We start from the raw sequence: 13,871 nt of genomic DNA on the forward strand, positions 1-13,871 counted from the left end.
CTAGAAAAGTTAATAAAAACTAAAAAATATCTTAACAAGTCAAAAAAGCCTATTTTAGGATAGTGTACAAAGCTTTTTCGTTAATGCCAATACGAGAAAATGTAGTAGCGTTTCTGTCTGACTCCCGTTCTGACATGACAGGAAACTTTGAGTATATTGAGAATGAAATAAATTCCCGTGCATCATCTTTGCAGATGAGCTATATGCTCAAAAAGACAAATTCTACTAAGAAAACGTTACGAGAGTACACGAAAATAGCTTGGTTAATCGCAACTAGTCGGCACGTTTTACTGGATGATTTTTATCCATTGGTGTATCCATTAAAGATTCGAAATGGAGTTAACCTCATTCAGGTCTGGCATGCGGTAGGTGCCTTTAAGACCTTTGGGTTTAGCCGTGTAGGGTTGCCAGGTGGCCCCAAAAAAGATTCAAAAAACCACAGAAACTATACGTGGGCGATTGTTTCTTCAAAGAACGTGGCCCCATTCTACGCGGAAGGGTTTGGTATTGACGAAGAAAAGGTGCTTCCATTAGGGGCGCCAAGGACAGATGCTTTTTTTGATGAAACGTATAAAGAAAATGTTGTTACTCGGCTTAATGAAGATCTGCCTTTTATTAAGAATAAGAAAGTTATTCTATTTGCTCCGACGTTTCGTGGGAATGGTCAGCAATCGGCCTATTATGACTTTGACTGGATTGATTTTGAAAAAATATATCAAAATCTCAAATCAAAAGGGTACGTCATGCTTTTTAAGATTCACCCATTTGTCAAAAACAAGGTTGATATACCAGACAAATTCGCAGACTTTTTTTATGATGTCTCGTCATACCGAGAAATAAACGATCTTTTACTAATTTCGAATGCGTTAATTACAGATTATTCGTCAGTAGTTTTTGAGTATAGCTTGCTCAGGAAAAAGACAATATTCTTCGTTCCGGATCTTGAAGAATACACGGCGTCACGTGATTTCTACGTGAATTACAAGGAATTTGTCCCTGGGCCAATTGTTCGAAACAATGATGAACTGATTACTGAAATTAAGAAGGTAGATGAGTTCGACGCTAGAAGTCTAGATGAGTTCCTTGAATACTACTTTGATGACTTAGATGGTAAAGCATCGAAAAGGTTTGTGGATGCATTGGAGACCAATTTCGTTAAGTTTAATTAAGTCGCATTAGACTGTGACCTGTTTCAGATAAGCTTTTTGTCTATGCGTTTTATTGGGGCTCTGATAACGAAGTAGCCGCTGGAGGACAAATAGAGTAGGCATTTAGAATGCTTTTAAGATTATTATAAAAGGGAGAGACGAGCGTGCTTGCACATTTGCAGGCCTGCTTGTAGGGCAAATTAAAAATGAAGCACAAGGTATATAGTGTAATGGGGGGAATTAGTCCCACCCCGGGAGGAATGACATCAGCTGTGTTAGCTCGGTTTAAGATGTTTAAAAAACTTGGTGTTGATTACACAGTCTTATCGTTTAACGTTCCAACAACTGATGTGGATAATGTCAGAAGGTCCTTAATTGATCAGAAAAAAATGCAAGAAGGAGATGTAATCCTTAATATTAATGAGTATTACTAGAAGAAATCTCGAAGCGGGCAAATCAACGAGGAAAACTTGATTGAAATGCTCAGGTCAAAGTCAGATATTGTAAAAAATAATGACATAGAGTATTTTTTGGATAAAGCAACTGGGGATTATGTTGCAAAGTTTGAACGACCTGATGGCAACTCTAACCGTCTCTTTATTTTGGTTATCGATAATGATGTTCCAAAAATCAAATATGAGTACAGAAAAAATCGTGTTTTTTCGGCGAGTTACTTAAAAAATGGGAAAACTTATAAAACTATTTTCTTTAACATAGAGGGTAGTCCATATATGACACAGTTTTATAAAAATGATGGTAAAACAGGCGCCGTTTTTTTGCATAAAGAGGGTGTTCGGTTTGGATCCGTGGAAGATTTTCAAGTTTACTGGCTTAATGAACTTGCACTACAATCGGACAGTGATAATCAGGTAGTTTTTTTGCTTGATTATGAAGTGCAAGTAGATAAATTAGCCAAGGTAAAGGGAGATAATCTCCGGAAAGTTGCAGTTGTTCATACAAGTCACTTCCAAAATAGAGAGTTTTATACTGGAATTGAAGCATTACATAAAAAAATGTTTGAATATGCAGACTCAGGCATCTTTAATGACGTACTGTTCTTCACACAAGAACAGGCCGAAGATGTTATTGCTGATTTTCCAAATGTTAAAGCTTCAGTTATACCGAATCAAATTTTCAGGAAGAACAAATATCCTAAAACTAAAAATGACAAAATAGTGTTGGGAACAATCTCTCGAATTACACGCGGCAAAGGCTTCGATAAAATGATTGATGCAATGAAGAAGTTGCCGGAGGATCAGTTCGAATTGAAAATCTGGGGACGTGGAGAAACAGAGTATCTGACAGACTTAATTGCTAAATCAGGATTAAAAAACATTTCTTTTTTGGGTTATAGCACGAATACTTCTAAAGCGTTATCCGAAATAGATGTTTTTGTATCAGCTTCGAGGTATGAAGCTATGGGGCTTTCAATAGCAGAAGCGTTAGAACAAGGAATCCCTGTTATTGCGATGAATGTAAAATACGGGCCATCCATGCTTGTTATAGATGAAGTGAATGGATACTTGATTGGCAACACTCCTGAAGATTTAGCAGACGCGGCTATGAAATTCGCACGTCTAAGTGAAAAAGGCAAAGAACAAATGGGAGAAAGAGCAGCTCAATACATTGCTAAGAATTTTTCAGAAGATCGATTCAATCAATATTGGGAAGAGTTCTTAAAGAATTAGATCGTTTGCAATTAGGATGTAACGGTGAAGTTTTGTAAATTTCACCAGCTAATTAAATACATTGTTAAGAATTCTGTACTAAAAGATGCTGGCAGCAATGGAATATTTATTTAGATAAAAAGAAGTGTACCCATGTAGGGTGCACTTCTTTTTCGTTAATCACAAAATATTCACAAATAGCACCAAAACAGGCAGTCATCTTTAGTTAGAATAATCAAGTATAGAAACAGCACTGAGTAGGGTTTCGTATTCATTTGCTATTAGTAATAGCAGAAAAAAGAGAAAGAGGTCGGTGTGACATGAGAAAGGTCATTACATATGGCACGTTTGATCTCCTGCATTATGGCCACATTAATTTGCTGCGCCGTGCACGTGAAATGGGTGATTACTTAATTGTGGGGCTATCTACAGATGAGTTTAATCGCGAAAAAGAGAAAACGAGTTATTTTCCTTATTCCAAGCGAAAAGCTTTGTTACAAGCAATCCGTTATGTGGATGAGGTTATCCCAGAAGTAAATTGGGCACAAAAGATTAACGATATCAAAGACAACGATGTGGTTACCTTTGTTATAGGTGACGACTGGGAAGGTAAGTTTGATTACCTAACCGAAAAAACAGGGGTTGAAGTTGTTTATCTAGAAAGGACCCCCGACATATCAACAACGCAAATTAAAAAGGATTTGCAAGAAGTCGATATGAAGAAGGTTAAAGTGAACGGGTAATGAATAAGCAAGCACTAACAATTGAATCAGTTCAACAAATTCAACACAAAATGCTTGGTGAGCTAATGGCGCAGTTGACGGTTAAAAATGTGCCAGTGTATTTGTTGGGTGGCACATTGCTGGGTGCTGTACGGGAAGGTCATCAGCTTGGTTGGGATGATGATATGGACCTAGGCTTGCTGCGACAAGACTACGATCAATTTATCGATGATTTTGTTTCTTCAGATAATCAAATTAGGTTAATGACGGAGTTTGATTCTGACAGTTGGGTGCCGTACGCAAGGTTAGTGTACGTGCCTTCCAAGGCTGAATCTGAATACTACAACATGAATCATGGCGTATTCATCGATATATTCCCAATCGATGCCATTGATACGGCAAAATTGTCAAGTCGATTGATATTTGCCACCCAAAAAGGGTTAAACATTATGCGCAACATGGCTCGTTCAACAGGCGTTCTGCCGGACGATGCCAAGTTAAAGCATATAAAACGGCTGCTTTGGCCAGTAATTAAGCACACTAACGCGCATACATGGGCGTTGGCGCAAGCGAATTTGGCTAAGCGGGTAAGCAACGTTAACGGGACACAATTGGGCGTTATAAACGGTGTACATGGGAAAAGAGAGTTTTTTGTTCGTGAAAATTGGGAGATGTGGCAAATCGCTCAATTTGAAAACACCAAGGTAGCAATCATCGGCAACGTTGATCAATACCTGACGCAAATTTTTGGAGATTGGCGTACCCCAGTTAAACAACTCGGGCAACACGCAGCATTCTTCGAATCGAGTGGAGAAAAAGAGAATGGTTGAAACACGTAAGACAAAGGTGAGCGTTTCATACGTGACAAAGCAGTATGAAACAGCTCCTACAAAAATAGATAAAGCGAAGAGTGTGTTCTTCAAGACGAACTTTCCGATGTTTTGGGCGGTTCGCGGTGTTAGTTTTGAAGCCTATGAAGGTGAGACAATTGCCGTCGTTGGAACTAACGGTTCAGGTAAGTCAACGTTGATGAAGATGGTGGCAGGCATTGTGCCACCAACTTCAGGAACGATTAATATCAACGGTGAAACATCATTGATTGCAATTAACGCTGGACTTCGAGGAAACATTTCAGGCCGTCAAAACATCAGGCTTAAGGGGTTGATGATGGGCATGACTGATGCTGAGATTAACGAAAAGATGGATGACATCATTGCGTTCTCAGAGCTTGGCAAGTTCATTGATCAACCTGTTAAGACGTATTCGTCTGGTATGAAGTCAAAACTCGGATTTTCAATTTCAGTTCATACGAACCCGGATATTTTGATTGTCGATGAGGCTTTATCGGTTGGTGATGCAACGTTTAATCGAAAGTCTGTAAATAAAATAAAAGATTTCCAAAAGCAAGGGAAGACGATTTTTTTCGTTTCTCACTCACTCGGACAGGTTCGCGAAATGGCGGACCGAGTTTTATGGATGCACTATGGTGAGCTTCGCATGTTTGGCGATACGAAAACTGTCATGGATGAATACGATAAGTTTGTCAATGAATTTAAAGGCTTGAACGCTAAAGAGCAAGCGGATTATCGTCGTGAAAAGCGTGCCGAACAAGAAGAGTTTTCACTTGACGACATTTACACGGGTGAACTTCGTGAGGCGCGTAAGAGTGGCCATGAGCCAAGCGACGAGGAAGCGACGGCCATCTACAAAGCTGTGCACACTAAGCAAAACGTCGCAGTGTGGTCAAAATTTGACAAGTTCCTAATTGTATTTGTGATCTTAGCAATGTTGTTTGTTGCGGATAAAATCGCATTGAATCTTGGTATGCACAATATCATGCAAAATCCAACGCACATGATTACGAATTGGGCGCCAGATAAACTGCACGAATTAGATGAAAAGCATAAGGAGGACAAGTAATATGAAAAGCTTGATTCAAGTCTTAAAAGAAATTTGGACTAACCTGCCTATCATTCGTCGTATTGCTGCTTTTAATGTTCAATCACGATTTGCGGACAACTATCTTGGATCAATTTGGGACTACTTGGAGCCGCTACTTTACATCGCGACATACTTTATCGTTTTTGGTTTAGGGCTTTATAACGGAACTGTAAACGGCACGCCATATATCGTTTGGTTGTTGGTTGGAATAGTTCCTTGGTATTTCATTCAAGGATCATTTAATAAGGGGCTAACAAGTATTTCTTCACAGTTGCGCTTGTTAACAAAGACAAAATTCCCTGTGAGTGTGGCGCCTGTTATGCCAATGTTGCAGGAGTTGCGACGATTCTTGGTTATGGCCGGATTGACGATTGTTGTAGTCTTGTCATTCGGACGTGTGCCATCACTTACGTGGATTGGATTACTTTACAGTTTCGTGGCGATGTTTGCTACGGTATTGGCACATAATTTGATTAATTCAACGTTGGCGGTAATGATTCCTGATTATAAGCAAGCGATGAACGCACTATTTCGAGTGCTGTTTTTCACGTCTGGAGTGATTATTAATTTAGATCAGAGAGGGTTGCCGTTCGTCCTAGTGAAGGTTATCAAGATGTTCCCGTTCTATTACGTGATTGAATCGTTCCGTGATGCATTGCTCTATAACGTTTGGTTTTTTGAAAACTCATCGAATGTTGTTTTCTTCTGGCTATTAACGTTCTTTATGCTACTGGTTGGATCGATTGTACATTTGCGTTTCCGCGAACGCTTCATCGATATGTTATAAGATAAGAGAATTTTTGGAGAGAAAATATGATTTTTGCGCAATTTATGGCCGGTGGTACCGGCAAGCGTATGGGTAACACTGAACGCCCAAAGCAATTTTTGAACTTGGCTGGTAAGCCAATTATTATTCACACACTAGAGAAGTTCACGTTAACGGCTGACTTTGAAAAGATTATCGTGTCATCACATCCTAAGTGGGTGCAATACACAAAGGATTTGGTCGCCAAGTACATCTCAGACGAACGTGTTGTTGTGATTGAAGGTGGTGCTGAACGCAATGACACTGTGATGGCCGCAATCAACTACATTGAAGAGAATTACGGTGCAAGCGACGAACACACTTTGGTGATGCACGATGCAGTGCGTCCGTTTATCACGGCCCGCATCATTGCGGACAATATCGCTGCCTCAGCAGATTTTAAGGCAGTTGATACGGTCGTTGGCGCAACTGACACGATTGTCCGTGCCAATGATGGCGTTATTAATGACATTCCAGTACGTGATGAGATGTACCAAGGTCAAACACCACAAACAGTAAATGTGGCTGCGTTCCGTGACTTCTACAACCAAATGTCAGAAGAGCAACGCATGTCATTAAGTGATTCAGCCAAGGTTATGTTGTTGGCTGGTTACGAAGTCGGCATTGTGCAAGGTGAGGAAAGCAACATTAAGGTAACGCGTCCGTTCGATTTGCGCGTTGCTGACATTCTCGCTCGGGAGAGTATGGATGTTTAATAATGTGTATCGTTTGACGGGCATCAAGCAAATTGAGCGCGTGACTTCACAAATCGACTTATCTAAGGGTGAAGTCATTGTTCGACCATTAAATATGGCAATTTGCCGTGCCGATGAACGATACTATCTTGGGCTTCGTGATGCAAAGGTTTTAGCTGAGCGCTTGCCTCTTGCGTTGATTCACGAAGCAGTGGGTGTGGTCGTTTGTGATCAAACTGGCACATTTAAAACTGGGACACTAGTTGCTATGGTGCCTACGAACGCTAAAGAAAAGCACGAGAAGGTAACAGAAAATTATCTACGTTCTTCAACGTTTGCGTCTTCAACAGAAGATGGCTTTATGCGTGAATACGTCGATATCGAACCTGAACGTTTGGTAGAGATTCCGGGGCATATCAACCCTGAAATGGCCGCTTATTTTGAAGTTGTTTCAGTTGCCGTTCAAGCCGTGCGTCGTTTGCAAGGTAGCATGATGGCGCAAGAAGGCACGATTGGTATCTGGGGTGACGGAAACGTTGCTTACATGACGGCCGTGGTTGCCCATGTAATGTTCCCAGACTGCAAGATTGCGGTCTTTGGAAAGCATGCTGAAAAGTTGGATTACATCACATTTGCTGATACTTATTTGATTAATGATGTACCGGAAGACGTTGTTATTAACCATGCAATTGAGGCGGTTGGTGGACGTGGCTCTGAAGATGCCATTAATCAAATTATCGACTTGATTCAGCCGTGCGGATCAGTTGTTTTGTCTGGCGTATCAGAGCACCCAGTAGCCATTAATACTCGTATGGTTTTGGAAAAGGGAATTGCGTTGGTCGGTACAACGCGTTCAACTGTTCAAGATTTTAAAGATGCCATTGAATTGGTAGCTAACAATCCAGAGGCGCAAGAGCGTTTGGAACTGTTGGTTCAAAACGTACGCGATGTGCGTGAAGTAGCCGACATTATCGAGGCATTTGATTCTGATTTGAACATGTCTTGGGGAAAGACGATTATGCGTTGGCATATCTAGAGAAAGTAGTAGAGAAGAGTGAGGTTGTTTCATGCTAGTACAGAAAATTAAAAACAGGATCAAAAAATCGACTGCTTTTGGGTTGATGTACTACGTGATTGTTTTGTCATGGATTAAGTTCTTACAGATTTTTGTACGACCAAATCAAAAGCAAATTTTGTTCATTTCGTATAGTGGCCGTCAGTACTCTGATTCACCGAAGGAAGCATACTTGCAACTTCGTAAGGATCCGGCGTTTGCGGACTATAAATTCGTTTGGTCGTTTAATAACCCAGATGACTTTGTTAACGCTGATGTTGATCATATCGTGCGTGCAAACACGCCGTTGTACTTCTATCACTTGTTGAAGTCGAAGTACTGGATTGCAAATTCAACGATTGATCGCTTGATTCCGTTTTCACATCCACGCAACGTCTATATTCAATTTTGGCACGGTGTGCCGATGAAGAAACTAGGCCTGGATGAAGCGGGATTGTCACCGTTGGTTCGTAACTGGTATAAGAAAGTGCAATTTGATTACTTGTTCACTTATGGCGGCTATGACACGGAAAAGATGAAGCGTATTTTCCCGCGGACGAAGAATTATTGCCAAGTGGGTCAACTTCGTAAACAAACACTTGAACGTGAATTGAAGCGTAAAAAAGAGAAATTGAAGCGCCAGCTTGGTATCAAGGGGCATAAGCCGATTATGCTTTATGTACCAACGTTCCGAGGTTATGAAACAGTACAACAAACGGGTTGCTCGGAAGAGTTTTTGGCGCAACTATCGGATAAGTTTACAGTGCTATATCGCGAACATTACTTTAATCATATGCGCCCTTCGGATGATTTCATTGTTGCGGACAAGCTGTCGCTCAATAAATTGATGGCTGTGGCGGACTTTATGATTACTGATTACTCAAGTACATTATTTGATTATGCGCCATTGCATCGTCCGATATATCTATTCCAACCAGACGTTAAGGAATATGAGAATAAGCGCGGTCTTTATATCAATTTTGAAAACTTAGATTTGCCAGTGGCACATTCCGAAGCGTCACTAGCTGAAATGCTGGACGACTATGAAAATTATGATACTGAACGTGTAGTGCGATTGGCAGACCGTTATAACCCACATGATTCAACGGTTTCATTAGCTAAGCTACACGAGATTTTAGCAAATTAAAAATGGGGAGCATTTAGTTATGGGGAAGCAAGAAAATACTTTGGGCGGCTTGGTCCGTCATCTATTGAAGAATGCCTGGTGGATTATCATCGTGGCACTAATCGGTGCCGGTGTGATGTTTATGGCTAATCGCCACGCAGGACCTTCTGCAGAATGGTCTGCATCTCGTTTGATGTACATCGGGCATGCAAATTACAACAAGTCACAAGATCCAGAGTCATCATTGAAGTCTGATTTGAACGCAATTAAGACGTACATTGCTGTGCAACAAGATATGGCTATCGCCAGCGATGCTGTACAACGCCTGCATAAAGCTGGATTTACAAAAGTAACGGTCGCTGAAGTGCGTGAAAGCGTTGTGTTGGAGCAAAAGAAGGGGACTTTGATCGTCCGTGTTCACGTTTTGAATGATGATGAGAAGGAAGCCATCGCGATTGCTAACAACTATGCAGATGCCTTTGCTGCCAATGGGCCAAAGGTTGTTCCCGGTATGCCTGCACCACGCTTGATGCGTGCTATTCAGGGAGCTGCAAGTACTGATGGTGAGAAGTTGTCTAACAAGAAGGCTGCTATCTACGGTGGTGCTGCTGGTTTGGGACTTGGTGTCATTCTAGCGATGTTTACAGGAATCGCTGGTAACATGCGCCGTCAACAAGCATAAAAGGTGGCGTATGGTTAACTGGTTATTACCTGTTGCGATGTTTCCAAAGACGTTTACGAATTTCTTCTTTGAAAACATGGCGCAGATTGCTTTTCCGATATTCTTAATCTTTGTGTTGGTAAAGCTGTACTTACAACCAGCCTTAGTTAACGAATTAGTACCGGAACGACGTACGTTGCAAATCTGGGGTGCCATGGTCGGCATCCAATTTATTCTGTTTGGTTGGCAAGTTATTCGCCACAATGAAAGCATCCATACATATGGGTTGCTTCACGGGTGGATGGCCTTTGTCCAACTGTTGATCATTATCTGGGCTGCTTACGCAGTTCAAAAAGTGTTTATCCGTGACGGCATCGACGTTGAGAAGTTCATTCGATCATTGGTTGTGACACTAGCGGTTTACCTGGTGTTTGTGGTTGTGCCACAGTTGCTGGTAACGTTACACTTGCCGTTTACCGGGTGGACAAACGCCTTGGCTGGTCTATTCGAACGTCGCTGGGCGGATCGTGGCTGGTATGACGATGGGAGTTACGTTGCCACGATTAACCGAGTAAACGGGTTCGAACCTGAAGCGCCGTTCTTGGTGATGCTGTTGGGATTGGTCTTTTCACCGGTCTTGATTGGTATCGTTCACGAACCAATCTTGCGTCGGTTGCGAATCGGTCGTCAATTGCAGTACATGACGTGGTTTTTGATGGTGTTGCTAACATTTGTCTTCCTAAGCGTCCGTGCTTCAAGTGGTTATATGATGTTGGCGTTGCTTGGATTCTTTACGGTGGCTTCAGCGCCACGTAAGTATCGCAAGATTTGGTTATCAATTATGGCAGCCGGTGTGGTTGCTGTAATCGCTGCCTACATGGTTGTACCATTTGTTCACGACTTGTTGGATCGTTGGACCTTTAACAAGTCAAGCACTGACAACCGTTTGGGTGGTACAATCGGCTTGGCAAAGACGTTTTTGTCACATCCATTCTTAGGGGTTGGTTTCGGTAATGAAGGATACTTCATTGAACAATACTTGCCAGAATGGAGTAAGCACAACAGTGAGTATATTAATGTATACAGCAAGATGGCTTATCCGGTTTTGAATGATATGCTGGGGTGGCTAGCACGTTATGGTGCTGTAGTAGTTTTATCAGGATTGTGGTTGCTAGGTGGTTTGGTGGTTCGTGCAGTGCGCGCTTACCAAAAAATCTTACAAGATGAGCGCCCTGTCGCGAGTTACTATCGTATTGCATTGCGATCATTCACGATTATGGTGCCGCTAACGTTGATTGTGTCATGCATTACGCAAATCAACGCGTTTTCATGGCCGATGTTATTGATGTATTTCTTCTACTGGCGTGTGATTCACTTGGCAGAAGAATCGAAGAATTGATAAAGTAAGTAATCCTCGCACATTTTGTGTGGGGATTTTTATCGTATGACATGTTCTGGAAAATTTTGATGGTGGTATTTACTGGACGTTGCCAATAATGACAGGTTTTGATATTCTCGAATATGGTGTTTATAAGGCTGAAAGTGAATTGAAGGGTTATATAGGATTGTGGTTAGAGTAGCAAAAAACAATATTTTTTGGGTAGCGTTGATTGGGGTCTTTGCACTGGTAACGCTGTTTTCTAGCCCATTAAGCAAAGGGGATGCCTGGACTGATACAAACGCAATGTTGGAAGTCGGACGCGCTTGGAAGCATGGTTATCTGCCGTATCGAGATGTGTTTGAACAACGTGGTCCAGTGCTGTTCTTTTATTACCTCGTGGCGAACCTAATTAGTTCACGAGGTTACATTGGTATCTTCATCATTGAATTTTTAAACCTAATTGGTATCTGGCTAGTTGGGTACAATTTGCTCGACAAAATTCCTAATCGATTGTTTGCGAAAGGATTTGCGACGTTGTTACCGATTGCGTTGCTAGTAAGTAAGGCAATTGAATACGGTGGTGCGCCAGAAGAATTCGCTATTTTATGGACATTGTTAGGTATACTGCTTGCATATCGGTTTTTGGATGATTCATCAGAGATTGCGAATTGGAAGTTGGGGCTACTATTTGGTCTTTCAATTGCAGTTATTTTTTGGATTAAGTACACACTGCTTGGTGCCTTAATTGGGACAACGTTAGTCATAGTCGTCGTTGGTGTAATTAAAAAGTTTAAGCAACTCATCTTATTCGGAGCGTCAGCTTTAGTTGCGTTTCTTGGTTCTAGTGCGCTGATTGTACTGGCTTTCCAGTTATTTAGCGGGGCAAAGGATTTAATTACGATTTACTTTGGCGTCAATCTGAGTGCGTACGGGAAGCCAGTTACGTTTGCGAAAAGGTTGGCGTTCCTGAGTGACGCTAACACATCATTGTGGTCAGATTATGCCGTGCTTTTGGTCATGGGACTGATTGCGCTGCTGGCATTGGTGTTCAAGCGAAAATTTAATAGGCTTTCAGCGATGCTCGTTGTATCAGTAATAACGGCCTATCTCATCACATACGGAGTTGGACGTTTTAACGCTTACTCATTTTTGTTGATTGCAGCCATGATTGTGATGTTGATGCTGCAAGGATTCGGTGAAACACTTAATAATCGCAGGTTTGCTTTTGCTGTATCTGTTGTCGCAATTACGCTAACGGCGTGGGCTAATCCGTTTATTGGTCACGTACCATACATCTGGAACAATGACACGCTTGGTACGCAAGTTTTAGCGAGTTACATAGACAAGACACCAGGTAAACAGTCTTTGATTTACTATAATTTGCTTGATGCGGGCGTGGAACGATACACGGACGTGGCAGTAGCAGGGCATTTTAAATACTTTGAACACACTAATGTTGATGATTCAAAGTTCCCAGCACAAACGCGATATGTGCAGCGAGTCATTGATAACAAGCGCGCTGACTACGTTGTGGTCGGCCTCAATTGGGGCGGTATGACCCCGATTAATGTTGAAAATACACGCGAAGTGATGGGGCGTATTCCGCCACAACTATTGACGAATTATAAATTTGTGAAAGCATCTGAATCGTATGCACCAATTGATACAATAGGGAATTACACGCAGTTAGCTTTACTTAAAAAACGATAATTTCAGGTTATGCAAACAGCCGTGTTCGATATTTGAACACGGCTGTTTCGTTAAAAAAATATAGTTGTTCTATAATATGTCGCCATTTTGCGCTATACTATCATTATGTGTAATTCTGAAGACATTCGGGATGAATTTGATATTTACGAATTAAAGAAGGAAATCAAGATGATTACTATTAAGTCAGATCGTGAAATTGAGGGTATGAAGGCGTCAGGTGCCATCATTGCCGGCATGCACAAGGGTTTGCGCGACATTATCAAGCCAGGTATTTCTACTTGGGAAATTGAAGAATTTGGTCGTAAGTACATTGAAGACCACGGCGCACGCGCTGCTCAAATCGGTTTTGAGGGCTTTGAATTTGCGACGACTGTTTCGGTTAACAATGAAGTTGCCCACGGTTTCCCTCGTAAGGGATTGATTTTGAAGGATGGCGACTTGGTTAAGGTTGATACGGTTGTTGATCTTGATGGTTACTATTCAGACTCAGCTTGGACATACGCCGTTGGTGAGGTGTCACCTGAAATCAAGCGTTTGATGGATGTGACGTTGAAGGCGTTGTACTTGGGAATCGACCAAGCGGTGGTTGGTAACCGTATTGGTGATATCGGTGCAGCTATCGATGCGTACGTTACTGACGAAAATGGTTTCGGAAACGTACGCGAGTACATCGGTCACGGTATCCAACCAACGATGCACGAGGAGCCAGCGGTACCAGCGTACGGTGTTGCCGGTCACGGTTTGCGTTTGAAGCCTGGTATGACGATTACAATCGAGCCAATGGTTAACGTTGGTGGTTGGAAGGTTGACACGTCAGAAGAAGATGGTTGGACTGTAACGACTGAAGACGGTTCATGGTCAGCGCAATATGAGCACACGATTGCCATTACTAATGACGGACCAAAGATTTTGACGAGTCAAGACCCAGAATTCGATGCCAAGTACTTGTAATAAAGGAGCG

At 41.8% G+C, this 13,871-nt stretch carries 14 protein-coding genes; all 14 read left to right on the top strand.

What is annotated here, in order from left to right; translation table 11 throughout:
* The first annotated feature begins 62 nt into the window (after nucleotides 1-62).
* The 14 genes from ACAW68_03800 (at nucleotide 63) to map (ending at nucleotide 13,861) form a co-directional block, all read left to right on the top strand.
* Nucleotides 63-1,169 (top strand): CDP-glycerol glycerophosphotransferase family protein, encoded by a 1,107-nt coding sequence (locus ACAW68_03800; protein XGA16690.1) that lies wholly within the window; start codon nucleotides 63-65, stop codon nucleotides 1,167-1,169.
* A gap of 185 nt (nucleotides 1,170-1,354) precedes the next feature.
* Nucleotides 1,355-1,582: a hypothetical protein gene (locus ACAW68_03805; protein XGA16691.1), complete on the top strand. Its 228-nt coding sequence runs from the start codon at nucleotides 1,355-1,357 to the stop codon at nucleotides 1,580-1,582.
* A 45-nt stretch (nucleotides 1,583-1,627) separates the two neighbouring features.
* Nucleotides 1,628-2,836, top strand: coding sequence for a glycosyltransferase (locus ACAW68_03810; protein ID XGA16999.1), 1,209 nt, complete (start codon nucleotides 1,628-1,630; stop codon nucleotides 2,834-2,836).
* A 299-nt stretch (nucleotides 2,837-3,135) separates the two neighbouring features.
* Nucleotides 3,136-3,558, top strand: coding sequence for a glycerol-3-phosphate cytidylyltransferase (gene tagD / locus ACAW68_03815; GenBank protein XGA16692.1), 423 nt, complete (start codon nucleotides 3,136-3,138; stop codon nucleotides 3,556-3,558).
* Nucleotides 3,558-4,367, top strand: a complete 810-nt coding sequence (locus ACAW68_03820; protein ID XGA16693.1) for a phosphorylcholine transferase LicD — start codon at nucleotides 3,558-3,560, stop codon at nucleotides 4,365-4,367. The genes tagD and ACAW68_03820 overlap by 1 nt, the downstream gene beginning before the upstream one ends.
* A complete protein-coding gene (locus tag ACAW68_03825) occupies nucleotides 4,360-5,457 on the top strand; it encodes an ABC transporter ATP-binding protein (protein ID XGA16694.1) in 1,098 nt (365 codons plus the stop codon). The genes ACAW68_03820 and ACAW68_03825 overlap by 8 nt, the downstream gene beginning before the upstream one ends.
* A gap of 1 nt (nucleotide 5,458) precedes the next feature.
* Nucleotides 5,459-6,265, top strand: coding sequence for an ABC transporter permease (locus ACAW68_03830; GenBank protein ID XGA16695.1), 807 nt, complete (start codon nucleotides 5,459-5,461; stop codon nucleotides 6,263-6,265).
* 26 nt (nucleotides 6,266-6,291) lie between these two features.
* Entirely contained in the window at nucleotides 6,292-6,999 is a 708-nt protein-coding gene (locus ACAW68_03835; protein ID XGA16696.1) for a 2-C-methyl-D-erythritol 4-phosphate cytidylyltransferase, read from the top strand.
* Nucleotides 6,992-8,014, top strand: coding sequence for an alcohol dehydrogenase catalytic domain-containing protein (locus tag ACAW68_03840; GenBank protein XGA16697.1), 1,023 nt, complete (start codon nucleotides 6,992-6,994; stop codon nucleotides 8,012-8,014). The genes ACAW68_03835 and ACAW68_03840 overlap by 8 nt, the downstream gene beginning before the upstream one ends.
* 31 nt (nucleotides 8,015-8,045) lie before the next feature.
* Nucleotides 8,046-9,179 (top strand): CDP-glycerol glycerophosphotransferase family protein, encoded by a 1,134-nt coding sequence (locus tag ACAW68_03845; protein XGA16698.1) that lies wholly within the window; start codon nucleotides 8,046-8,048, stop codon nucleotides 9,177-9,179.
* Nucleotides 9,180-9,198: 19 nt separating this feature from the next.
* Nucleotides 9,199-9,840 (top strand): hypothetical protein, encoded by a 642-nt coding sequence (locus tag ACAW68_03850; protein ID XGA16699.1) that lies wholly within the window; start codon nucleotides 9,199-9,201, stop codon nucleotides 9,838-9,840.
* Between the two features lie 10 nt (nucleotides 9,841-9,850).
* Nucleotides 9,851-11,218 carry a hypothetical protein gene (locus ACAW68_03855; GenBank protein ID XGA16700.1) on the top strand — a complete coding sequence of 456 codons (1,368 nt, stop codon included), beginning with the start codon at nucleotides 9,851-9,853 and terminating at the stop codon, nucleotides 11,216-11,218.
* Between the two features lie 168 nt (nucleotides 11,219-11,386).
* Complete coding sequence (locus tag ACAW68_03860; GenBank protein XGA16701.1) at nucleotides 11,387-12,910, top strand: hypothetical protein; 1,524 nt, start codon at nucleotides 11,387-11,389, stop codon at nucleotides 12,908-12,910.
* Between the two features lie 168 nt (nucleotides 12,911-13,078).
* Nucleotides 13,079-13,861 carry a type I methionyl aminopeptidase gene (map, locus tag ACAW68_03865; protein XGA16702.1) on the top strand — a complete coding sequence of 261 codons (783 nt, stop codon included), beginning with the start codon at nucleotides 13,079-13,081 and terminating at the stop codon, nucleotides 13,859-13,861.
* The last annotated feature ends 10 nt before the right edge of the window (nucleotides 13,862-13,871 follow it).

This window comes from Weissella confusa, from assembly GCA_041871065.1.
GTDB classification, from domain to species: Bacteria; Bacillota; Bacilli; order Lactobacillales; family Lactobacillaceae; genus Weissella; species Weissella confusa_A.

Excerpts from the sequence above, each read along its gene's own strand:
- ACAW68_03850 (XGA16699.1), top strand. The coding sequence starts at position 9,199 with ATGGGGAAGCAAGAAAATACTTTGGGCGGCTTGGTCCGTCATCTATTG.
- ACAW68_03825 (XGA16694.1), top strand. The coding sequence starts at position 4,360 with ATGGTTGAAACACGTAAGACAAAGGTGAGCGTTTCATACGTGACAAAG.
- ACAW68_03820 (XGA16693.1), top strand. The coding sequence starts at position 3,558 with ATGAATAAGCAAGCACTAACAATTGAATCAGTTCAACAAATTCAACAC.
- map (XGA16702.1), top strand. The coding sequence starts at position 13,079 with ATGATTACTATTAAGTCAGATCGTGAAATTGAGGGTATGAAGGCGTCA.
- ACAW68_03835 (XGA16696.1), top strand. The coding sequence starts at position 6,292 with ATGATTTTTGCGCAATTTATGGCCGGTGGTACCGGCAAGCGTATGGGT.
- ACAW68_03810 (XGA16999.1), top strand. The coding sequence starts at position 1,628 with ATGCTCAGGTCAAAGTCAGATATTGTAAAAAATAATGACATAGAGTAT.
- ACAW68_03840 (XGA16697.1), top strand. The coding sequence starts at position 6,992 with ATGTTTAATAATGTGTATCGTTTGACGGGCATCAAGCAAATTGAGCGC.
- ACAW68_03830 (XGA16695.1), top strand. The coding sequence starts at position 5,459 with ATGAAAAGCTTGATTCAAGTCTTAAAAGAAATTTGGACTAACCTGCCT.
- ACAW68_03855 (XGA16700.1), top strand. The coding sequence starts at position 9,851 with ATGGTTAACTGGTTATTACCTGTTGCGATGTTTCCAAAGACGTTTACG.
- tagD (XGA16692.1), top strand. The coding sequence starts at position 3,136 with ATGAGAAAGGTCATTACATATGGCACGTTTGATCTCCTGCATTATGGC.
- ACAW68_03805 (XGA16691.1), top strand. The coding sequence starts at position 1,355 with ATGAAGCACAAGGTATATAGTGTAATGGGGGGAATTAGTCCCACCCCG.
- ACAW68_03845 (XGA16698.1), top strand. The coding sequence starts at position 8,046 with ATGCTAGTACAGAAAATTAAAAACAGGATCAAAAAATCGACTGCTTTT.